The organism is Bartonella sp. CL266QHHD (assembly GCF_042195355.1).
Lineage (GTDB): Bacteria > Pseudomonadota > Alphaproteobacteria > Rhizobiales > Rhizobiaceae > Bartonella.
The window spans coordinates 177850-200477 of sequence record NZ_JBHIOD010000033.1; the positions used below are offsets into that span (position 1 = coordinate 177850).

The 22628-nt window shown below is 38.4% G+C and carries 16 protein-coding genes and 1 pseudogene; 6 read left to right on the top strand and 11 right to left on the bottom strand.

Annotated features, from left to right (window positions below):
- Nucleotides 1-84: 84 nt before the first annotated feature.
- Nucleotides 85-1389 carry a nicotinate phosphoribosyltransferase gene (gene pncB, locus ACFIK7_RS03375; RefSeq protein WP_375662938.1) on the top strand — a complete coding sequence of 435 codons (1305 nt, stop codon included), beginning with the start codon at nucleotides 85-87 and terminating at the stop codon, nucleotides 1387-1389.
- A gap of 1562 nt (nucleotides 1390-2951) precedes the next feature.
- Here the strand turns inward: pncB and ACFIK7_RS03380 are convergent.
- The 10 genes and pseudogenes from ACFIK7_RS03380 to nth all read right to left on the bottom strand — a co-directional run bounded on the left by ACFIK7_RS03380 (nucleotide 2952) and on the right by nth (nucleotide 12698).
- Nucleotides 2952-3339: pseudogene (locus ACFIK7_RS03380) on the bottom strand (YbaN family protein).
- 408 nt (nucleotides 3340-3747) lie between these two features.
- A complete protein-coding gene (locus ACFIK7_RS03385; protein ID WP_273790250.1) occupies nucleotides 3748-4653 on the bottom strand; it encodes a metal ABC transporter permease in 906 nt (301 codons plus the stop codon).
- Entirely contained in the window at nucleotides 4650-5516 is an 867-nt protein-coding gene (locus ACFIK7_RS03390) for a metal ABC transporter permease (RefSeq protein ID WP_273790251.1), read from the bottom strand. Before ACFIK7_RS03390 ends, ACFIK7_RS03385 begins: the two co-directional genes overlap by 4 nt.
- A complete protein-coding gene (locus tag ACFIK7_RS03395; RefSeq protein WP_273790252.1) occupies nucleotides 5513-6343 on the bottom strand; it encodes a manganese/iron ABC transporter ATP-binding protein in 831 nt (276 codons plus the stop codon). The genes ACFIK7_RS03390 and ACFIK7_RS03395 overlap by 4 nt, the downstream gene beginning before the upstream one ends.
- On the bottom strand, nucleotides 6340-7248 hold the full coding sequence (locus ACFIK7_RS03400) for a metal ABC transporter substrate-binding protein (RefSeq protein ID WP_375662939.1): 909 nt from the start codon (nucleotides 7246-7248) through the stop codon (nucleotides 6340-6342). Before ACFIK7_RS03400 ends, ACFIK7_RS03395 begins: the two co-directional genes overlap by 4 nt.
- A gap of 290 nt (nucleotides 7249-7538) precedes the next feature.
- On the bottom strand, nucleotides 7539-9953 hold the full coding sequence (gene pheT, locus ACFIK7_RS03405; RefSeq protein WP_375657967.1) for a phenylalanine--tRNA ligase subunit beta: 2415 nt from the start codon (nucleotides 9951-9953) through the stop codon (nucleotides 7539-7541).
- A 39-nt stretch (nucleotides 9954-9992) separates the two neighbouring features.
- Entirely contained in the window at nucleotides 9993-11069 is a 1077-nt protein-coding gene (pheS, locus tag ACFIK7_RS03410; RefSeq protein WP_375630537.1) for a phenylalanine--tRNA ligase subunit alpha, read from the bottom strand.
- 94 nt (nucleotides 11070-11163) lie between these two features.
- Complete coding sequence (gene rplT, locus ACFIK7_RS03415; RefSeq protein ID WP_012754515.1) at nucleotides 11164-11565, bottom strand: 50S ribosomal protein L20; 402 nt, start codon at nucleotides 11563-11565, stop codon at nucleotides 11164-11166.
- A gap of 33 nt (nucleotides 11566-11598) precedes the next feature.
- Nucleotides 11599-11802, bottom strand: a complete 204-nt coding sequence (gene rpmI / locus ACFIK7_RS03420) for a 50S ribosomal protein L35 (protein WP_183193590.1) — start codon at nucleotides 11800-11802, stop codon at nucleotides 11599-11601.
- Between the two features lie 155 nt (nucleotides 11803-11957).
- A complete protein-coding gene (nth, locus tag ACFIK7_RS03425) occupies nucleotides 11958-12698 on the bottom strand; it encodes an endonuclease III (protein ID WP_273790256.1) in 741 nt (246 codons plus the stop codon).
- Between the two features lie 120 nt (nucleotides 12699-12818).
- Here nth and ACFIK7_RS03430 point away from each other — a divergent pair, with 120 nt between their 5' ends.
- The 4 genes from ACFIK7_RS03430 (at nucleotide 12819) to ilvD (ending at nucleotide 16343) form a co-directional block, all read left to right on the top strand.
- Complete coding sequence (locus ACFIK7_RS03430; protein WP_012754518.1) at nucleotides 12819-13250, top strand: Hsp20 family protein; 432 nt, start codon at nucleotides 12819-12821, stop codon at nucleotides 13248-13250.
- 26 nt (nucleotides 13251-13276) lie between these two features.
- The gene (locus tag ACFIK7_RS03435) at nucleotides 13277-13528 is read left to right on the top strand and encodes a DUF1150 domain-containing protein (RefSeq protein WP_012754519.1); all 252 of its coding nucleotides are present in this window, start codon (nucleotides 13277-13279) and stop codon (nucleotides 13526-13528) included.
- Between the two features lie 624 nt (nucleotides 13529-14152).
- Nucleotides 14153-14332 carry a hypothetical protein gene (locus ACFIK7_RS03440; RefSeq protein WP_375662940.1) on the top strand — a complete coding sequence of 60 codons (180 nt, stop codon included), beginning with the start codon at nucleotides 14153-14155 and terminating at the stop codon, nucleotides 14330-14332.
- A 172-nt stretch (nucleotides 14333-14504) separates the two neighbouring features.
- Nucleotides 14505-16343, top strand: a complete 1839-nt coding sequence (gene ilvD / locus ACFIK7_RS03445; protein ID WP_375630533.1) for a dihydroxy-acid dehydratase — start codon at nucleotides 14505-14507, stop codon at nucleotides 16341-16343.
- 1039 nt (nucleotides 16344-17382) lie between these two features.
- Here the strand turns inward: ilvD and mutS are convergent.
- The gene (gene mutS / locus ACFIK7_RS03450) at nucleotides 17383-20127 is read right to left on the bottom strand and encodes a DNA mismatch repair protein MutS (RefSeq protein ID WP_375662941.1); all 2745 of its coding nucleotides are present in this window, start codon (nucleotides 20125-20127) and stop codon (nucleotides 17383-17385) included.
- Between the two features lie 195 nt (nucleotides 20128-20322).
- On the opposite strand from mutS, the gene ACFIK7_RS03455 reads away from it, so the two are divergent.
- Nucleotides 20323-22623: an NADP-dependent malic enzyme gene (locus tag ACFIK7_RS03455; protein WP_375637207.1), complete on the top strand. Its 2301-nt coding sequence runs from the start codon at nucleotides 20323-20325 to the stop codon at nucleotides 22621-22623.
- Nucleotides 22624-22628: the final 5 nt, after the last annotated feature.

The following is a 22628-nucleotide window of genomic DNA, read 5'->3' on the forward strand; positions in this document are numbered from 1 at the left end:
TGTAGAGTTGTTATATTGCACCGCCTATATTAGCCGTGTTGGTGCATAATATTTTAGATTTTATGAAACTGAAAGAAAAAGGTTATGAATCATCCGGATATTGCTAGACGTGTTTACAATCATACTTGGAAACTTGATCCCATTATTCGTTCACTTCTCGATACGGATTTTTATAAGCTTCTTATGGTGCAGATGATTTGGGGGTTATATCCTAATGTTGATGTTACTTTTTCCCTCATAAATCGCTCTAAAACAATACGTCTTGCCGATGATATTGATGAGAGTGAATTACGTGCTCAACTTGATCATGCTCTTAGTTTGCACTTTACAAAAAAAGAAATGATTTGGCTTGCTGGTAATACATTTTATGGACGCAAACAAATTTTTGAACCGGATTTTCTTCAGTGGCTTGAGAATTTTCAACTCCCAGAATATGAACTAACCCGTAAAGATGGCCAGTATATTCTTCATTTTTATGGTTCGTGGGCTCATAGCTCTATGTGGGAAATTCCAGCCCTTGCTATTATAAGTGAATTACGTTCACGTGCTGCTCTCAAAAAACTAGATCGTTTTGCTCTTGATGTACTTTATGCGCGTGCTAAAGCAAAAATGTGGAGTAAAGTTGAACGTCTCAAAAAATTGCCTGATATTAAAATATCTGACTTTGGGACAAGGCGCCGCCATTCTTTTTTATGGCAGCGCTGGTGTGTGGAAGCATTAAAAGAAGGGATTGGTAATTCTTTTACTGGAACTTCTAATGTTCTTCTTGCCATGGATACGGATTTAGAAGCTCTTGGAACCAATGCACACGAATTGCCCATGGTTATTGCGGCTCTCAGCAATAACGATGATGAATTACGCAGAGCTCCGTATCAAGTCTTGCAGGATTGGAACCGTTATTATGGTGGAAATCTTCTCATTGTTTTACCTGATACCTTTGGTACAGAAGCATTTTTACGCAATGCACCAGATTGGGTAGCTGATTGGACGGGTTTCAGACCCGATAGTGCGCCCCCTATTGAAGGTGGCGAACGTATTATTCAATGGTGGAAAGAAAAAGGAAAAGATCCATGCAAAAAACTTCTAATTTTTTCTGATGCTCTTGATGTCAATACAATTGAAAAAACCTATCATCATTTCCATGGTAGAGTGCGCATGAGTTTTGGATGGGGCACGGATCTTACCAATGACTTTACAGGCTGTGCACCTCAGGAAATCGAAACTCTTGATGCTCTTTCCCTTGTTTGTAAGGTGACCTATGCCAATGGTCGACCAGCCGTGAAACTTTCAGATAATCCTGAAAAAACGATCGGTGATTCAAAAGAAGTACAACGTTATATCAATTTTTTTGGTAATACAAAGCGAATTGCTAGACCTATAAAGACGTAGTTTTCGGCTCTTTAAAACAAGTATATTGCCTCATCATATTGTTTATAAAATTGATTTTTGTCCTGCCTTAAAACGAGGATTTTTAACCTTGGCTGGTCTGTAAACCGTTCGGCTGTTTTTTGAGCAGATTCTACTTAGTCTATCAACGCATACGCTTCACTTACATAAGGCGCGATAGATAAGACTTAAAAATATTCACTACGCATTAAAAAAATACTTAACGTGCTAGGGAAGTTTAGCCAAGGAGGCTTCCTTATATCATTTGTCATAAATAACGGTGTTATACAGCATAACAAGATACTATCATTTTGCATGTTGAATGAGCGTGCGCGAGTATCATAAGTTTTTCTCATTTCAATCCTGTTAAATCAAGCACACTAATCCCCTTGCATATATGAAGGTTTTCAAGTTTTAAGAGTTATTGTTGTAGTTTGACAGTAGGTTTTATACTAAGTGGAAAGAGGCGGGATTAAGTAGGAATACGTGGTAATTTGTTGTTTTATGTACAATTTTTACCATTAAATGCGCGTTTTATCAAAATAGATTTTGACACCTAAAATTACAAAAATTACCGAAAATCAGAAAAAAGTGCGTTTCCATAGTAAAAATGAGAAAAGGCTTTCAAAACCCTTTGAGAACACCTTTAAAACTCTTTGAAAAAAATAAATTGGTACAAAATCTAGTGTCAAAATATACAAAACCAGATGACAAGCTACAATTGCAACATTAGAAATTACTAAGGCAACATTGGAGGATGATAAATAGCATGGTGACTATCGGTATGCATTTTGCAAGGCAAGGATGATGGTGCTCAAATAGATTTTATGCACTTTACAGGAGATTTTACTTTATCCATGTATGGTCTGCTATTATGAAATGAGTAAAGCGTTGAGAAATGTTTCATTAAAATAAATGTGTAAATAACATGATTTGGGAGACCTTTTGTTTTACGTGAGGGGCATGACTTCATTAAAAAACAGAGAATGCAATAATATTTTTATTTCGAATAAGCTTTATATCAAGACAGAGAAATTATTTATTCGCATATTATAATAAGAATGCGTGTATGTATAAACCATTTGAAAAATTCTGTTGTTTCTTATGAATTATTCTTAAGTTAAGAACAGATGTAACCTTAAAGATTGATATAATAGACCGGCTTCTTAACTGTATAAGTATAAAAATGAGGGTATTTAGTAAGCTTTGTATTATATCCTCATTAAGAGATATGAAAACAAACGAAATGTCTATCATATCAATGACTTTTCAATGATGTATATATAGAGATTCATACAAACATGCTTTACAAAAATAATGACTCTCTTCCATGAATGTGATTTATCATTGTTTACCAAGTGAGAACATTTTGAGTGTTCGTAAACAATCTTCTTTGTTCATAAAAATTATTTCACAAACATATTATTAATTAATTGCGCTCAAAAAGCTTGCTATTTCATATGTATTTTGGATATGGAGAGCTTATATTCAAAACTTAAAAGTCCTCATAGTTTTTACAAATAAGTCGAAGCTAAAAAGAGTATCTCATAAAGCCTTTTTTATCATTAAGAAGATGGACGTGTTACAATATAAATGGCAATCAGCAATAATATAACCGCAACAAGTAAGGAAATCCATAAAGGAGGGTGTAGCATTACGAAAAAGGATAAAAATCCTCCTGTCATACTCATCATTGCAAAAACTTTAACGAATGGAGAGATTGCTTTTTTTTCTTCCCATCGCTTAATAGGGGGACCAAAAATACGATGATTATTCAACCATTGATGAAAACGTGGAGAAGAACGCGTAAAACACCATGAGGCAACCAATAAAAAAGGCACAGTTGGCATAATAGGTAATACGACACCCGATAATACCTAATATAACCATCGCCCACCCTGCTATATAATAGCAGATACGTAAAGGGTGCGATATCTTCGAATCTTTTTTCATTCTCTCGTATTATTTTCCTCTACGCAAAACCCTATACAAAAACATTGTATCTGTTTTTTTCTGTTTACATGTCTGAGTGCACAATTACGCTCTACCCCTTCATGCGTAAGTGTTTTTGCTGTTATAAGTTCCTTGAAAATACCGAATAGCTTACACAATATGATAATCATTTTAAATGATTTCAAGAAAAGAGGAGAGATTTTAGAAAAACAAAAAAATAAAAAGGCTGCAGAAGAAATCAATGCAGCCTCTTAATTAAGAATGCAGTGTTGGGGGGGAGAAAATGTACTGCACTCATCTGCTAGATATTAGGAGGAAAAACAACCTAGCACCCCAGACTCTAATTAAAATAAAAATGAGAAACAATATATAAAAATGCATGGCTGATATGCATGAATTTTAACACTTTCAAGTTTCTTGAACTGTGTTTCGACGAAAGAAAATCATCATGAAAATAGCCATAAAAATCAACGTCAAGATCAACACAATTGTGGAAGCAGAATCAGAGCCGATAAATAAGCTGAGATAAATCCCTAAAAAACCAGAAAAAGCTGCAACAAGTATCGCGATCATTAACATAAAAGAAAACCGCTTTGTGACAAGATAGGCAATTGCTCCTGGTGCTATCAGTAAAGAAATAACGAGCACGATACCGACAGCTTTCAAAGCTGCAACAATTGTAAGAGAAATCATCGTTAGAAGGGTATAGTGGAGTAGAGATATTGGTAACCCCATTGCACGTCCTTGAACTGTGTCAAAAATATACAGCATAAAGTCGCGCCATTTTGCTGCTAAAATAAAAGTGACAACAGCAGAAATGATTGCCGTCTGCGTTATATCAAGCCAGTTAACACCCAAGAGATTACCAAATAGAATATGATTCAAATCTAAGCTACTATAAATAGACGTGGCTAAAACAAGCCCTAAACCAAACATTGAAGAAAAGACCACGCCCATCACCGTATCCTGTTTGATACGGCTATTGCTCCCTAAAAAACCCGTTAATAGTGCACACACCATTCCTGCAACAAAAGCACCGCAAGTAATCAAAGTCATTGTAATATTCTCTGGACGCATATGCTGAAACCAAGCAAATGGCAAAGAAGTTAAAAATGCGATTACCCATGGTGTTGTCATATAACCAACAACAACACCTGGAAAAACTGCATGAGAAATGGCATCCCCTAACAGCGCCCATCCTTTCAAAATAAGAAAACAGGAAAGCATCGCCATGGGAATAGAAAGAATCATGACAATAAGCATACCCTTAAGCATAAAAGAAAACTGAAACGGAAGCAGTAATTGATCAATCATGATAATATTACACCCTTTTTTGCTGCATTTATGCGTAAGCGCGCGGCAATAAACCCATGTTTAGGAGCAAAAATAAAAGCTAAAACAAATAAAGATGCTTGAAAAAGCACAACAACCCCCCCCGTTTGTGCATTCAAAAAATAACTCACATAAACACCCAAGATACTTGTGAAGGTTCCAATTACAACTGCAATAACCAAGATGTTCACGAAACGATCACTTAAAAGATAGGCCGTTGCCCCAGGTGTCACAACAAGACAAATGACTAAGAACGCTCCAACGGTTTGCATCGCAGCAACGGTACAAGCGGCAAGCAATGTGAAAAAGAGAATCTTTAAAAATTTTACGTTTAATCCAATGGCATGCGCATGCGTCTCATCAAATAACGAAACAAGAAGATCTTTCCATTTCAAAAGCAATATAAGCAACGAAACAAAGCCGATAAAAGCCAATTGTAGAATATCTGTTGAACTAACTGCTAAAATATTTCCCAAAACAATCGTATCAATATTAACAGCCATTGGTTTTAATGATTTGAGAAACAACCCAAAGGCAAAAAAGGAAGAAAAAATGAGCCCAATAATGGTATCTTCTTTAAGCTTTGTCCGGTGGTTAAAAAAGAGCATTGCTGCTGCTGCAAGACCACCAGAAAAAAAAGCGCCAAGTGAAAAAGGTAACCCTAAAAGGTAAGCTCCTGCTACACCAGGAACAATCGAATGGGAAAGTGCATCACCAATCAATGACCAACCTTTTAACATCAAAAAAGCCGAAAGAAAGGCACAAACACACCCAACTAATCCAGAAACCCACATTGCATTCACCATATATTGATAGCTCAGTGGCTCAAGCAACCAAGAAATCATGCAACGTGCTCCACTCTTTCAATATCTTCACAAACGGCAGACTGCTTTCTTCCCATGAAAACATCATTTTTTTTTGTGGTTTGAAGATCAAAAATATGGTGGTGCAAAGACCCTCCAAAAGTTTTCTCCAGATTTTCCTTTGTAAAGATTTTTTCTGTTAACCCAGAAGCTAAAACGGTCCCTTTTATTAAAACTGTATGATCACAAAATTCGCGAACAGAACCCAAATTGTGAGTTGAAACCAAGATCACTGCTCCTTCTTTACGAAGATCTTGTAACAAAGCAATGATTTTATCTTCTGTTGTAACATCAACCCCTGTAAACGGCTCATCTAATAAAATAGCTTTTGCTTTCTGTGCAAGAGCGCGCGCTAGGAAAACACGCTTTTTCTGTCCACCAGAAAGTTCTCCAATTTGGCGCTTGGCAAAAGCCAACATATCAACGCGTTCTAAGGCAATACGAACGGCTTCATAATCTTGTGTACGGGCATAGCGAAAGAAATTCATATGACCATACCGCCCCATCAATACAACATCTTCGACCAAGACAGGAAAATTCCAATCAACATCTTCACTTTGAGGAACATAAGCAATGAGGTTTTTTTTCAAAGCTATATCAACAGGTAAATCAAACATGCGAATTTTTCCCTTTGAGGGGCGTACAAACCCCATAATCGCTTTAAATAACGTTGACTTACCGGATCCATTAACACCAACCAATGCCGTAATAGAACCCTTTGGACTTTCAAAATTCACTTCGCGTAAAGCTGTATGTCCATTACGATATGTTACCGTTACTCCTTGGGCAAATATTCCACATTCCGTCATTGGCTTTTTACTCCCTCTACTAAAGCATTGCTAATACGCCCACTCGTGACACGTAATAAATCAATATAAGTGGGTACCTCACCATTTTTCTCACTTAAAGAATCAACATAAAGAACACCACCGTATTTAGCCCCTGTTTCTCTGGCAACCTGCTTAGCAGGCGCAGGGGAAATAGTGCTTTCAGAAAAAACTGCATGAATATTGTATTTGCGAACCATATCAATAACATGCTTGACCTGCTGTGGTGTTCCTTGTTGGTCAGCATTGATGGGCCATAAATAAAGTTCTTTTAGATCAAAATCACGCGCCAAATAGCTAAAAGCCCCCTCACTTGTCACAAGCCAACGTTTTTCTTGCGGTACAGCTTCTAATTCAGCCCTAATTGGATCAATCGTTGCACGAATTTTCTGTTTATAAATTTCAGCATTCTGTTTATAAATTTCAGCATGTTCAGGATCATATTTTACAAAAGCATCGCGAATATTATCAACGTAAATCAAAGCAGAGGTCGGTGACATCCACGCATGAGGATTAGGTTTACCGCTAAAGGGGCCCTCACCAATTTTAATGGGTACAATACCTTTTGAAACAACAACACTTGGAACATCCTTGATATTTTGAAAAAACTTTTCAAACCAAAGCTCTAACTCTAAACCATTCCACAATACAAGGTTAGCTCCCTGAGCACGCATAAGATCGCGTGGGGTGGGTTGGTATTCATGAATTTCCGCACCTGGTTTTGTAATGGATTCAACATCAGCGGCATCACCTGCTACATTGCGTGCCATATCAGCAATGATAGTGAATGTCGTAACAGCTTTAAATTTACCAGCACACAAAGCAAAATTGGGTGTAAAAAAAATAACACTTCCAAAAACTATGGTGAAAAACGTTCTTACGTTCATTGGTTTTCTCTTTCCTTTATATGCCTTCTTTTTATTGCAAATAATTTGCATTATCATTTAGCAATAGCAGTTATCTTTTACATTTGCAATGAAGGATTAAGAGAAAAAATAACTTTTCAAAATGTTTAAAAACAGTTTTTTCATATTGAAAAAATTGATGATTTAAGCAGCTTGTTTTGGTAAGAAGGTCCCCTTTCAAGAAGCTCTATAGCTCTTGAATGCCAAACAAAAAGGGAGCACTCAAAGATGCTCCCACTTCATGTAAAATATCTCATAAAAAATGAGAATACTCAGTAGCGTAAATATGCACCTGTCATTTTGGTAACATTATCCACGATCTTTGAGGCAAGCTTTTCTAAATCTTCATCCGTTAGAGTCCGTTCTATGGGCTGAATAGTTACTTCAATTGCAACAGATTTTTTATCTTCACCAAAGCTTAAATCTTCGAAAACATCAAAAACTTGCACTGAATGAATAAGTTTTTTATCGGCTCCACTTGCCGCACGAATAATAAGAGAAGAGGCAACAGTTTTATCCGCTATAAAGGCAAAATCACGCCGCACCATTTGAAAAGGTGAGAGTTTCAAAGGAGGACGGCTTTTGGTCGTTTTTTTCTTTGATTCTGGAATTCGGTCTAGAAAAATTTCAAAGCCGCATAAAGGGCCACTGACATCTAACTTTTCTAATGTAGCAGGATGAAAAACACCAAAAAAACCAAGAATAATCTTTGATCCAAGTTTTATGACACCTGAACGACCAGGATGATACCAATCTGGTGCTCCAACTTCAATCTGCACTTTCCCAATATCCATATCACATGCTTCTAAAATAGCTAAAGCATCTGCTTTGGCATCAAAAACATCAACGACGGTTGCATTTCCATTCCAAAAGCGCCCAGCACCTTTAAATTGCTCTGTTCCGCGACGAATCCCACTAACAACACGGTGTTGTTTATCAGGGGTGTCGCCCTCATAAATACTGGAAACTTCAAACAAAGCAAGATCGGAAAAACCACGATCAGCATTTCTTTGTGCCGCCATAATCAAACCAGGTAAAAGGGAAGGACGCATCATTGACATATCAGCAGCAATAGGATTAACCAATTTAAGCTCTTCTTGACCTCCTCCAAAAGCAAGAGCTTGATTTTCAGAAATAAAAGACCATGTTACCGCTTCTTTCATACCGCGTTGCACTAAAGCCAAACGTGTAGCACGTGAACGAATTTGTGCGCATGTTACAATCTGATCTTTTTCTTCTACGAAGTTTTCCAAAGGAATAGGTTTAATTTTATCTAACCCATAAATTCTCATGATCTCTTCCACCAAATCGGCTTTACCCATAATATCAGGGCGCCATGATGGTACTTTTACCGTAACGACATCTCCTTTTCCTTCAACAAAAAATCCAAGTTTTGTTAAAATAGAGATGATTTTTTCAGGCTCTATTTCCAAATTTGTTAAACGTTTAATTTCAGAAAAAGGAAAAGCGATCTGTTTGATTTCTTGTTGCTGATAGCCAACGATCCTCTTCTTAGATACTTCACCACCACAAAGATGCAAGACCAATTCTGTTGCAATCTCAAGCCCTGTTTCTATAAAAGCCGGATCAACACCTCGTTCAAATCGATAACGTGCATCACTGATAAGACCTAATGCTCTTCCTGTTTGTGCAATGCTTTGCGCATCCCAAAGCGCCGATTCAATAATAACGCGATGTGTTGTTTCATCACAACTCGTTCTTTCTCCGCCCATGATACCGGCAATCGAAACAACTCCCTCGTCATCTGCAATGACACAATTCTTAGCGCCCAAATGATAGATTTTTCCGTTCAGTGCTTGAAGCTGTTCTCCCTCACGCGCACAACGTACACACAAATTACCTTTAATTTTATCTGCATCAAAAACATGGAGTGGACGACCAAGGTCAAAACTGATGTAATTGGTCATATCAACAAGCGCATTAATCGGTCTCAAACCAATTGCATTCAAACGCTGTTGCATCCACTGTGGTGATTCGCCATTTTGAACATTGCGTACTTCACGCCAAGCAAAACCTAAACATAATGATGAATCTTGCGAAAAATCTAATGAAACATTGAGAGGTGTTTCAAAGGAAGGCTCAAATTTTGGTAAAGACAATTCTTTTAATTGTCCGATTCCTGTAGCGGCAAGATCACGGGCAATACCACGAACACCTGTGCAATCGGAACGATTAGGGGTCAAACCAATATCAATGACCGGATCATCTAAACCAGCATAAGCTGCAAATGAACCTCCAATAGGACTATCTTCTGGAAGTTCAATAATCCCATCATGCTCATTCGATAATTCAAGCTCTGCTTGTGAACACATCATCCCAAAACTTTCAACACCACGGATTTTTCCTACAGATAATGTTACATCAAGTCCTGGAATATAAGTACCTGGTAGTGCCAGAACACCAATAAGACCTGCACGCGCATTTGGTGCTCCACAGACAACTTGAACAGGTGTGGAAGTCCCTGTATTGACGGACAGAATCTGGAGTTTATCTGCATCAGGATGCTTTATTGCTGTTAAAACTTTTGCAATCACAAAACCTTTTAAAGAAGATCGATCATCAACGGAGTCAACTTCAAGACCGATAGCTGTTAGTTTCTCACAAATTTCATCCAAAGATGCATTTGTCTCTAAGTGATCTTTTAACCACGACAATGTAAATTTCATTTTAAAACCTCACATGAAAGCGATGACTAAGATCACACATTATCTATTAGGAAAAAAAGCAGGCATATCAAAGAAACGAAAGCCATAGTGGTCTAACCAACGCAGATCAGCATCAAAAAAAGCCCGCAAATCAGGCATACCGTATTTCAACATGGCAATACGATCAATGCCCATTCCCCATGCAAAGCCTTGATATTCATCGGGATCTAAGCCAACATTTTTCAACACATGAGGGTGCACCATTCCGCATCCTAAAATTTCCAACCAGTCCTGCCCTTCTCCGAACTTTACATCTGAACCAGAACGATCACATTGAATATCCACTTCCATAGATGGCTCGGTAAAAGGGAAAAAAGAGGGACGAAAACGCATTTTTACAGAGGGAACTTCAAAAAATTCTTTACAAAAGGTTTCATGTAGCCACATCATATGGGCAATGGTGGAGGTTTTATCGATGACAAGACCTTCTACCTGATGGAACATGGGAGAATGTGTTGCATCCGAATCCATGCGGTAAGTTTTTCCAGGAATAATGATCCGTATCGGTGCTTTTTGTCTTTCTAGTGTGCGAATTTGTACAGGTGATGTATGGGTCCGCAATAATTTTCGTTCTCCCATTTTATCAACATCAAAAAAGAAGGTATCATGCATTTCGCGTGCTGGATGCCCTTCAGGAAAATTCAATGCCGTAAAATTATAATAGTCTGTTTCAATATCAGGTCCCTCTGCAAGAGAAAAACCCAACTTCGTATAAATGGCAATAATTTCCTCAATCACTTGTGAAATAGGATGAATGCGTCCCCGTTCTATAGGTGAAGAGCGAATAGGCAAGGTAACATCAACTGTTTCACGAGAAAGACGGGCATCCATTGCCTGTCTTTTCAGAAGATCACGCTTTTGCGCCCATAATTCTAAAATACGATTTTTTAATCCATTAAGAACTGGTCCAACTTTATGACGCTCGCCAGCATCCATTTTTCCTAATTCTTTTAATTTTTCAGAGATACTACCTTTTTTACCCAATGCTGCAATACGCACTTCTTCAAGAGCTTTTTCATCACCTGCGGCCTCTAAGGCTAAACAAATTTCTTGTTCCAGACGCTCAATATCATTCATATTTTTGCCTATTTTTTAATAAAGAAAAACCCGCACTCGCAATAGCCAGCACGGGACCTCAAATAAATGAATGCTTTAAGAGAACACGACTGGCTTATTTGACAGCGCCTTCGAAAGCATTAGGTGTCGTATCTTTTAAATATTCTAAAGCTTTTTTTGCCGAGGCAACTAAAGCAGAAAATGCTTCCGCCTCGTGGATTGCTATATCTGAAAGAACTTTACGATCAACTTCAATACCAGCTTTTGATAAGCCATCAATAAAACGTCCATAAGTTAAACCTTCTGCACGAACAGCCGCATTAATCCTCTGAATCCACAAAGCACGGAAAGTACGTTTTCTATTTTTGCGATCACGATAAGCGTATTGCTTTGAACGATCAACCGCTGCTTTAGCTGCACGAATGGTATTTTTACGACGACCGTAAAAACCTTCAGCCTGTTTAAGAACTTTTTTGTGCTTAGCGTGTGCTGTCACACCTCTTTTCACACGAGCCATATTATAATCTCCTCAAAATCAAAAGCGTAAGGTTTAAATACCATTCGGCAAATAATGCTGAATGACTTTTTTAGCATCTTGTTCACACAAAACCATTGTTCCACGTGCATCGCGAATAAATTTATTCGAACGCTTAATCATGCCGTGGCGCTTACCGGCAGCTGCTACTTTAATTTTGCCTGACGCAGTGATTTTAAACCGCTTTTTAGCGGATGATTTGGTCTTCATCTTGGGCATTTTGCTACTCCGTACATTAATTTATTCAATCAAAAAATTTATTCACTCAAGCGGACCAACGCTTGAACAAGCATTTAAACAGCCACGGCATGCCCTGCCGGGCGGCTCTTAAAGACGTTTTCATAAGCTAGTATACACAAAATTGCAAGACCGTATTACAAAAAAATCGGCGCTCCATTGCCTTGAAGCTCAACTAAAGGTGCTGGAATTGCATTTGTTTTGATGGCTGCTTTACATAAATCGGCAATAATGCATTGCGTACATTGTGGTTTACGGGCTTGACAAATATAGCGACCATGTAAAATCAGCCAATGATGTGCATGGCGAATATAATGAACCGGTATAATCTTTAATAATTTTTTCTCAACAATTTCTGGTGTTTTGCCAGGCGCTAAACCAAGACGATTGCTTAAGCGAAAAATATGTGTATCTACTGCCAATGTAGGTTGACCAAAAGCAACATTCAAGACCACATTAGCCGTTTTGCGCCCCACTCCAGGAAGGGCCATGAGTGCTTCACGCGTATCGGGTACTTGACCGCCATAATAATCAATTAAATAGTTGCAAAGCGCATAAACATTACGTGCTTTTGCACGCCAAAGACCAATTGAACGGATATGATGTGCTATTTCTTCTTCTCCTAATGCAACCATTTTTTCCGGTTGATCAGCAAGGCGAAATAATTCTTTTGTCGCTTTATTAACGCTTACATCTGTCGCTTGAGCCGAAAGCACAACGGCAACCAAAAGCGTAAAAATATTTGTATAGATAAGATCACTCTTAGGCGCTGGGCGTTGCACAGAAAAACGGCGAAATATTTCTGCAATTTCATTTTCATTATATAATATACCAGATAAATTTCGCACTTTTGACAATTTTATGGTACGTTGAGGCATTGAACTCTCTTAAATCTTCTCTCTTGAAGTTATCATTCACGCTCGCCATATGAGAGAAATGCAGCGAACACTTTTATAGAGTGTGGTCAAGTAAAGCCGTTTTAAAGAGGATACTCATGAATGACACATGTGACGCCTTTCTCCAATCCCTTTCTTTTAGGGTTTGAAACCGTAGAAAAAATATTGCAACGTATCGGTAAAGCTGATGAGGCTTACCCAGCCTATAACATTGAACGTTTGCATAAAAATGATGATGCAAATCATATCCGGATAACTTTGGCTGTTGCTGGATTTAAGATTAACCATCTTAATATTTTGCTTGATGATAATCAATTGGTTATTCATGGTAAACAAACAGACAACCAAAATCATCAATATTTATATCGCGGTATAGCTGCGCGACAATTCCAGCGAACCTTTGTTCTCGCGGAAGGGATGCATGTTACAAATGCGGAGTTGAAAAATGGTCTTTTATCAATTAATCTGTATCAACCAAAATTAAAAAAAGAAATAAAACAGATTCCAATTAAAGTCAGTAGTGGTGAGTCATAAAAGTTAAGGCGTAAAGGAACAGTGAAATGGGAGAACATAAACAAAACTTGTCGTTTCAGAACACATCCTACTCTGATGCGGGACAGATTGCCTATTTAAAAAAAGTTTGTACAGATGATCTGGCTAAAAACTTTCCAGATCTTCCACCGATGACCCCAGGCATTACGATATGGGCTCTCTTTGGTGAAACAGGTTATCCTATCATTTTATCCGATGAGCGTTCTATCGCTCTTGCTGGAGCCAATGAGCATGAACTACAAATTGTAACTCTGCACTAGATTACCTTACGAGAAAAAGCTGTACTCTTTTATAAATTCTATCTGTTTTTTCGTAAAGGGTGTAATGTGGGTTATAATTAGATTAAGTATTGATTTATATTCATAATTAATTTTTTACAACTGGAATGAGAGTCCCGAATATCATAAGGTTCTCTCATTTGAGATCTTCTTATATTGAAACAATTAAAGTCACTTGCTTTATGTCATAAGCAGGGAGAGCCATGTGGATAAAAACACTTGAAGAAAGGAATAAAAATATCTCTTTTTAATTGTCTCAATTACCAAAGACATTCACAATATGGGGATGAAAAAATGTATGATGGTGTCAGTTTTCTTCTTCATAAGTGTGAAGATGTCCCTTATAGATTTATATTATTCACGGGGGCTGTTATACCATTCATGGGCGCTATCGTGAAATGGGCTCGAGTTACATTGAAAGATGTCTCTTTAAAATGAGTACATAAAGGCTATACAAGTGTATTTTGTTTGGTGTGTTTTGTTCTTCCTGAGGGGAGTAGCTCTATTGAAGAGTGTAAAAACAAAAGCATGAGATAATGCGTCATAATTATTTAAAAGATATTTCTATGAATGCGTTTGAAAGGTGTAAAGCTGAATTGTAAGGAGATGATAGATTTTTACCACGATGCCTTTATATTCTTTCCAATTCCAGAAATTACGCAAACAGATAGATGCAATATACTGACCAAATCTGGCATACAAAAATCTGGAACAGTTCGTTCCACACTGAAGCGTTTTGATATTTGTCTCAAACGTGGACTTGCACAGGGATTAGATGTTGATTAACAGGTAAGAAAAAAACAAAGGCTTTATGAAAAAGTTTATGCAGAGCTTTTAATTTTGTGCTTCAAATGCCTCAGTACGAGGTATTTTGCTCTTTTAAATATTAAAGCTCTTGTTTTTATAATTAAGTTACAGCACAACAAGCAAAATGGAATTATTTGAGGGGAAAAAAATAATGCCTTCTTACCGTTCAAGAATATCAACCCACGGGCGTAATATGGCAGGAGCCCGCGGACTTTGGCGTGCAACAGGGATGAAAGATACTGATTTTGGTAAACCCATTATTGCGATTGCGAATTCTTTTACACAATTTGTACCAGGGCATGTCCATTTAAAAGATCTTGGGCAATTAGTCGCACAACAGATAGCTGTTGCCGGTGGTGTTGCGAAAGAATTTAATACCATTGCTGTAGATGATGGAATTGCGATGGGGCACGATGGAATGCTCTATTCTTTGCCCTCACGTGAAATCATTGCTGATTCTGTAGAGTATATGGTTAATGCACATTGTGCGGATGCACTTGTCTGTATTTCTAATTGTGACAAAATTACGCCTGGTATGTTAATGGCTGCTTTACGGTTGAATATTCCGACAATCTTTGTTTCTGGCGGTCCTATGGAAGCAGGTAAGATTAAATGGAAGGATCAAGATCTAAGGGTTGATTTGGTCGATGCCATGGTTGCAGCAGCTTCAGAACAAAATTCAGAAGAAGAAGTTGCTGAAATGGAGCGTGCAGCTTGTCCTACATGTGGTTCTTGTTCAGGAATGTTTACGGCCAATTCCATGAATTGCTTAACGGAAGCATTGGGGCTTTCTCTTCCTGGAAATGGATCAATGTTAGCAACACATGCAGATCGGCGGATGCTTTTCGAAGAAGCTGGAAAACAGATTGTTGCATTGGTTAAGCGTTATTATGAAAATGATGATGAAACAATTTTGCCACGCTCTATTGCTTCACGCAAGGCTTTTGAAAATGCAATGACCGTTGATATTGCCATGGGGGGATCAACCAATACAGTACTGCATCTTTTAGCCGCGGCGCAAGAAGGTGAGGTGGATTTTACCATGACGGATATTGATCATCTTTCACGTCGTGTTCCTGTTTTATGTAAGGTTGCTCCTGCTGTTGCAAATGTACATATGGAAGATGTTCATCGCGCTGGTGGTATTATGGGGCTTTTAGGCGAACTGGATGCGGCGGGACTCATTGATACATCAACTTATACGGTTCATGCAAAAACAATGAAAGAAGCTCTTTACCGCTGGGATGTAAAGCAAACTAATGAGCCAACAGTTCGTGCATTTTATCGTGCTGCTCCAGGTGGTATTCCGACACAAACAGCTTTTAGCCAATCTTGTCGCTATGAGACCCTTGATCTTGATCGTGAAAAAGGTGTGATTCGCAATAGGGAACATGCATATTCACAAGATGGAGGATTGGCAGTTCTTTATGGAAATCTTGCAAAAGATGGCTGTATTGTAAAAACAGCAGGCGTTGATCAATCAATTTTAACTTTTAAAGGTCCGGCAAGAATTTTTGAAAGCCAAGATTCAGCTGTTTCAGCTATATTAACTGATAAGATTAAAACAGGTGAAATTGTTTTAATCCGTTATGAAGGTCCACGTGGTGGACCTGGAATGCAAGAAATGCTTTATCCAACGAGTTATCTCAAATCTAAAGGATTAGGCAAGGTTTGTGCACTTGTTACGGATGGACGTTTTTCAGGAGGAAGTTCAGGGCTTTCGATAGGACATATTTCTCCAGAAGCTGCGGAAGGAGGAGAAATTGCGTTAGTGGAAGAAGGGGATATCATAGAAATTGATATTCCAAATCGTAGAATTCATATGTTGGTGGATGACGTTGAGATGAAGCAGCGCCGTGCTAAGATGGAAGCAAAAGGAAAAGGCGCTTGGCAACCGATTGAGAAGCGTCAGCGTAAAGTTTCAAAGGCTCTCAAAGCTTATGCAGCGATGACTACATCTGCTTCAAAAGGTGCAGTACGTAATATTTGATGAGTTGAATAGAGACAGTACTCTGATTTTTTGCATCTTTTGCACGATATTCTAAGTTAATTATTTTATGAGTTTATGAACTTATCAGAATATTTCGAGTCATGGATGAGTATGATTAAAAAGCTATCAATACAACTAAAAGCAGCTGCGGATTGCTTATTTTAGCAGCTATGTAAGACAGATAAAGATAGATACAGTATCATTACTTTTCATATCATATTCCAATCTTATACGAAATTACAATTTCCTGTTCTCATATTTATGGAAGATATTTATTGTACTGGTGGCATTATCTTGTTGTACCGTAAAACACTGTCATTTAGGACTGTGATATACGGCATCCTCCTTAAATATTAAGTGTTTCTTAGTGCGTGGTGAATATTCTTAGACTTGTTTGTAAAGCTTTTAGTTTAAGTGAATCACATGACTAGGAAATCAAGATAAATTCCTTAGAATCTGGATTGTTTGCAGACTTGATTCGAATGAAAATCTCTATCCTTTGAGATGTAAGAAGGAGTTTAAGGATATTTAGGAAAATAAAATGCTGCTGTGATATATCTGATTATATGTTCCATATGAAAACAGTAAAAGAGCTCTTTATAGCTTAAAATGTGAAGAAAATACGAGACCCATTATCCATTAATTTATTATGCAAAATGGGATGGTATCCCAACACCAACAGCTTTAAACTAGAAATGTTGCTATGATAACAATAATATCGATCGTGAAAAAGCATAATTCACTAAATATGGCGTATTTGCAAGGTGGAGGAGATTTCATGACAATCTTTACAAAAAACGACTATCTTGTAAAAATAGTCGATCTTGACCAATTTTTTGTATAAGAGCCAATATTAATCTAAGGGAATATGAAATATAATGCATATGGTTTTGCTTCTATAGGCAATTATACTTACAAAATATATTATGTAGAAAAGCGATGGGAATACGATAAATAACTGTTTATGCTGTGGTATATCAAAAATGGTTACGTTATCTCCTATTAAGAAGGTTTTTTAATAAAAAATAACATCTGTTTTCTATAAAGGGTTACTCTTTTCAAGTTGTTTGAGGTGGTAAATTGCTTCTAAAGCTTGTTTAGGAGAGAGTTCATCGGGATGAATATTTTTTAAAGCTTCGTGAAGTATACAATGTTTGTTTTTTGCTTCATTGACTGGAGATGTTGCTTTAAGAGAAAAGAGTGGTAAATCATCAATGAGTTTATGTCCTTTTCCAGCCATTTCGCCTTGTTCTAATTGATGGAGTACATCTGTTGCTCGTGTAATAACGGCTGGGGGAAGTCCAGCAAGCTTTGCGACTTGTACACCATAGGAACGGTCAGCGGCTCCTGGTGTGACCTCATGAAGAAAAACTACATCACCATCCCAATTTTTGACTTTCATGGTTACGTTATGCAGTCTGTCAAGTTTTTCGGTAAGTGCAGTCATTTCATGAAAATGGGTAGCAAGAATAGCACGACAATGGTTAACTTCATGGAGATATTCAACAGCAGCCCAAGCAATAGAAAGTCCATCAAAGGTTGATGTTCCACGTCCTATTTCATCAAGAATAACAAGGGAATGGTGGCTAGCATGATTGAGAATCGTTGCTGTTTCAACCATTTCCATCATAAAGGTTGAGCGCCCCCGTGCAAGATCATCGGAAGCCCCAACGCGACTAAATAGGCGATCAACGACACCAATATGTGCTGAAGTTGCTGGAACGAAGGACCCCATTTGCGCCATAATAGCAATAAGAGCATTTTGCCGCAAAAAAGTTGATTTTCCTCCCATATTAGGCCCTGTCAACAGCCAGATTGCTGCATATTGCTGATTTTCTTGCACAGAGAGATCACAATTATTGGCAATAAAAGGTTCTGCTGCTTGTTTGCGGAGTGCTTGCTCGACGACAGGATGGCGTCCTGCTGTAATATGAAAGGTAAGTGAAAGATCAATTTTAGGGCGGCAATATCCTTGTTCTTCAGCAAGATATGCTAAAGCGACAGAGACATCTAAAATAGCAAGTGCTTCAGAGGCTTTACGAATAAAATCAACTTGTTCGGTAATTTCCTGAACGAGAATATCAAAAATCTCTAGTTCAAGTGTCAATGCGTGATTGGCAGCATGGGCAATACGGCTTTCAAGGTCAGCGAGCTCTGTTGTCGTAAAACGCATAGCGTTTGCCATTGTTTGCCGATGAATAAAACGCGCTTTAGCTTGTGGATTATTTGTAAGGGAAGATGCTTGTGTGCTGGTTACTTCAATGAAATAACCTAGAATATTATTATGCTTTATTTTAAGCGTCTTAATATCTGTTTCTTGGGCATATTGCGCTTGAAGTTCAGCAATGACACGGCGAGATTCATCACGTAAAGCACGCATTTCATCGAGCTCTTTATGATAATTAGAACGAATAAAACCACCATCACGTTTAAGGAGTGGGAGATCATCAGCTAATGCCTGTTCTAAATGAAAGTATAACGCTGTGGGTAAGTTTGAGAACACCTGTTGTACATCACTTATTTCTTGAGGCAGAAGCTCATTATCAAGAAGTTGATGCAATTCACGAATGATTTCAAAGCCGCGCTGGATTGTCGCCATATCACGGGGACCTCCTCGTCCAAGAGCCAAACGTGAAACGGCGCGGGGCATATCTGGTCCCCCCTTTAAAATAAGCTTTATCGCTTCTGCAAGAGAAGGATTACGTAGAAAAAAATCGATAGAATCCAAACGCGTATCAATAGCCGAAGGAGTGGTGAGGGGAGCAATAAGGCGGTCAATAAGAAGGCGTGATCCTCCTCCTGTTACAGTGCGATCAATAGCTTTTAATAAACTTCCATCCCGTTGACCTGATGTCGTACGAATAAGTTCAAGGCTTAATCTGGTTGCGGCATCAATAAAAAGAGTCGCACTTTCATTTTGGCGCTCAGGCTGCATGAGGGGAGGGCGATGCGTGATTTGTGTTTTTTCGATATAACGAATAGCAGCTACAATTGCAGAGAGTTCGGAACGTGAATAATCGGCAACGCCTTCAAGAGTTGAGAGTTTAAAATAATTGCAAATATCGCGTTCAGCGGTGAGTGCATCAAAGAGACAAGCAGGTTGAGGTGAAACGATACGATCAAGAATACTAAAAAGTGACTTGTGAGATTTATCATGAAAAAATGAATCAGCAACAATGATTTCTTGTGGATCAACACGCATAATATCTGCTAAAAGTTTTTCTTGGCGGCTTTCTGTTACACGAAATATGCCTGTTGAGATATCAATCCAAGAAAGAGCAAATTCCTCTCCATCGCTAGTTTTTATACGGGAAAGTGTCATCAAATAATTTGCGCGTGTTGGATCAAGGAGTTTTTCTTCTGTTATCGTTCCAGGTGTTACAAGGCGAACAACATCACGCCGAACAACAGATTTTGAGCCACGTTTTTTTGCTTCAGCAGGATCTTCTATTTGTTCACAAACAGCAACTCGGTAACCACAAGCAATCAGTTTTTGTAAATAATCATCAGCAGCATGAACGGGAACACCGCACATAGGAATATCTTGTCCTAAATGTTTTCCGCGTGCTGTGAGTGTGATTCCTAAAGCCTGAGCAGCTTCAATCGCATCATTAAAAAATAATTCATAAAAATCCCCCATTCGGTAAAAGAGAAGGGAATCATGATGGACGGCTTTGATTTCTATGTACTGCTCCATCATAGGTGTAAGACGTTCTTGAGAGGAAGCAGATGAGGAGGCAGGCTGTGGAATTAAATTATTTTTATGATTGTTTTTTTTATCCATTTGTACGAGGCCTGTTTCCTTTAAGTGAAGTTTTTACTCTTTTTTATTTACTTCAATATCTATTTATCTCTAAATTGCAACGCATCATCAGATTTGCTAAGGCAAGAATAGCGATTTCTAATATATGAATCAGATTTAATGACTATACGCATTATCAAGCAAAATTTACACTGTTTTTGGAGAAAATAAAGTGAGATGAAAAAGAGCGAGCAAGATCAGAAAATATCTCAAACTGTTTACAGTGCGAGCGAAAGAGAAGCTCTAGATTTTCATAGTCGTGGTCGACCAGGAAAGCTTGAGATTGTTGCAACAAAGTCTATGGCAACACAGCATGATTTAGCACTTGCTTATTCACCAGGTGTTGCCGTTCCAGTTAAGGCAATTGCTCAAAATCCAGCGCTAGCTTATGATTATACAGCAAAAGGCAATCTTGTTGCTGTTATTTCAAATGGTACAGCTATTTTAGGGTTAGGCAATTTAGGTGCACTTGCTTCTAAGCCGGTCATGGAAGGAAAAGCAGTGCTGTTTAAGCGTTTTGCGGATATTGATTCCATTGATTTAGAAATTGATATAAACGATACAGAAAGTTTTATCAATTTGGTGCGCCATTTAGAACCTTCTTTTGGTGGAATTAATCTTGAAGACATTAAGGCGCCAGAGTGCTTTATGATTGAAAGCCGCCTACGCGAGGTAATGAATATACCTGTTTTTCACGACGATCAACATGGTACAGCAATTATTGTTGCTGCTGGTGTTCTCAACGCTTTGACTTTAACAGGGCGCGATATGCAAAATACGCGGTTAGTCTGTAATGGTGCTGGTTCTGCAGGAATTGCTTGTATTGAACTGATTAAAGCGATGGGCTTTCGTTCCGAAAATATCATATTATGTGATACAAAGGGTGTGGTCTATGAAGGCCGCAAAGAGGGAATGAATCAGTGGAAATCTGCGCATGCTATTCAAACAGATAAACGTACGCTTATGGAAGCAATGGAAGGTGCAGATATATTTTTTGGGGTTTCTGCTAAAGGTGCTCTTACTCCTGAAATGGTAAGATCCATGGCACCCCAGCCGATCATTTTTGCTATGGCTAATCCCGATCCAGAAATTACGCCGGAAGAGGTTATGCAAGTGCGTCATGATGCCATTGTCGCAACAGGACGTTCCGATTATCCAAATCAGATTAATAATGTTCTCTGTTTTCCTTATATATTTCGTGGTGCGCTTGATGTGCGTGCAAGAGTTATTAATGAAGACATGAAGATTGCTGCGGCAAAGGCTCTTGCTAATTTAGCGCATGAAGAAGTGCCTGACAGCGTTGCGGAAGCTTATCATGGAAAGCGATTAAAATTTGGTCCTAATTATATCATCCCTGTTCCTTTTGATCCGCGTTTATTTACGGTTGTTTCAATAGCGGTAGCAAAAGCAGCAATGGAAAGCGGTGTTGCGCAAAAGAACATAGATGATTTAGAGGCCTATGAGCGCGATTTGAATGCGAGACGTGATCCTACTTCCTCGATGATGCGTGGGGTTTATAACCATGTTCGTCAAGCGCCAAAACAAATTGTCTTTGCAGAGGGTGAAGAAGAGCAAGTTATGCGGGCAGCCGTTTCCTATGTCCATCAAAAATTAGGACAAGCGATTTTGGTTGGTCGTGAAGAGCAAGTAAGAGAAGCGGCTGTTATCGCTGGAATTGATCTGGAGCGTGAAGGTATTTCTATTATGAATGCTAAGCTTTCTTGCCGTACAGATGCTTATGCGAATTATCTTTATAAAAAGATGCAGCGTCAAGGCTGGCTGTTGCGTGATTGTCATCATCGTATCAATAATGATCGCAATTATTTTGCTGCGTGTATGGTGGCACTAGGAGATGCTGATGCAATGGTTACAGGGGTGACACGCAATTATGAAACAGCGTTAATCGATATACGTCGTGCAATTGATGAAAAACCAAAAGAACGATTGATTGGTATTTCAATGGCTATTTGCCGTGGACGAATTGTGTTTATTACGGATACAGCCGTTTATGAAAATCCTAATGCTGAAGAACTTGCGGATATAGCGGAACAAGCAGCTTCATTTGTGCGAGGATTTGGATATCAACCACGGGTAGCATTTTTAGCATTTTCTACATTTGCTTATATGAAAGGGCAGACGACGCAGCAAATTCAGGATGCGATTAATATTTTGCATGAACGCAAAGTTGATTTTGAGTTTGATGGAGAAATGAGTGCTGATGTGGCACTCAATTCCAAATTGATGCAGCAATATCCATTTATGGGATTAACGGAGCCCGCTAACATTTTGGTTATGCCTGGATATCACGCGTCTTCCATTGCAAGCAAAATGTTACAAGAACTTGGTGAAGCAACCATCATTGGTCCTATTTTAATTGGATTGGAAAAATCTGTCCAAATTGTACCATTTAGTGGAAGCGATACAGATGTTGTCAATATTGCAATGCTTGCGGCTTATCATGCCGCAAAAGTCGTCTAAAGGAA

Excerpts from the sequence above, each read along its gene's own strand:
- pncB (WP_375662938.1), top strand. The coding sequence starts at position 85 with ATGAATCATCCGGATATTGCTAGACGTGTTTACAATCATACTTGGAAA.
- ACFIK7_RS03385 (WP_273790250.1), bottom strand. The coding sequence starts at position 4,653 with ATGATTGATCAATTACTGCTTCCGTTTCAGTTTTCTTTTATGCTTAAG.
- ACFIK7_RS03390 (WP_273790251.1), bottom strand. The coding sequence starts at position 5,516 with ATGATTTCTTGGTTGCTTGAGCCACTGAGCTATCAATATATGGTGAAT.
- ACFIK7_RS03395 (WP_273790252.1), bottom strand. The coding sequence starts at position 6,343 with ATGACGGAATGTGGAATATTTGCCCAAGGAGTAACGGTAACATATCGT.
- ACFIK7_RS03400 (WP_375662939.1), bottom strand. The coding sequence starts at position 7,248 with ATGAACGTAAGAACGTTTTTCACCATAGTTTTTGGAAGTGTTATTTTT.
- pheT (WP_375657967.1), bottom strand. The coding sequence starts at position 9,953 with ATGAAATTTACATTGTCGTGGTTAAAAGATCACTTAGAGACAAATGCA.
- pheS (WP_375630537.1), bottom strand. The coding sequence starts at position 11,069 with ATGAATGATATTGAGCGTCTGGAACAAGAAATTTGTTTAGCCTTAGAG.
- rplT (WP_012754515.1), bottom strand. The coding sequence starts at position 11,565 with ATGGCTCGTGTGAAAAGAGGTGTGACAGCACACGCTAAGCACAAAAAA.
- rpmI (WP_183193590.1), bottom strand. The coding sequence starts at position 11,802 with ATGCCCAAGATGAAGACCAAATCATCCGCTAAAAAGCGGTTTAAAATC.
- nth (WP_273790256.1), bottom strand. The coding sequence starts at position 12,698 with ATGCCTCAACGTACCATAAAATTGTCAAAAGTGCGAAATTTATCTGGT.
- ACFIK7_RS03430 (WP_012754518.1), top strand. The coding sequence starts at position 12,819 with ATGACACATGTGACGCCTTTCTCCAATCCCTTTCTTTTAGGGTTTGAA.
- ACFIK7_RS03435 (WP_012754519.1), top strand. The coding sequence starts at position 13,277 with ATGGGAGAACATAAACAAAACTTGTCGTTTCAGAACACATCCTACTCT.
- ACFIK7_RS03440 (WP_375662940.1), top strand. The coding sequence starts at position 14,153 with ATGATAGATTTTTACCACGATGCCTTTATATTCTTTCCAATTCCAGAA.
- ilvD (WP_375630533.1), top strand. The coding sequence starts at position 14,505 with ATGCCTTCTTACCGTTCAAGAATATCAACCCACGGGCGTAATATGGCA.
- mutS (WP_375662941.1), bottom strand. The coding sequence starts at position 20,127 with ATGGATAAAAAAAACAATCATAAAAATAATTTAATTCCACAGCCTGCC.
- ACFIK7_RS03455 (WP_375637207.1), top strand. The coding sequence starts at position 20,323 with ATGAAAAAGAGCGAGCAAGATCAGAAAATATCTCAAACTGTTTACAGT.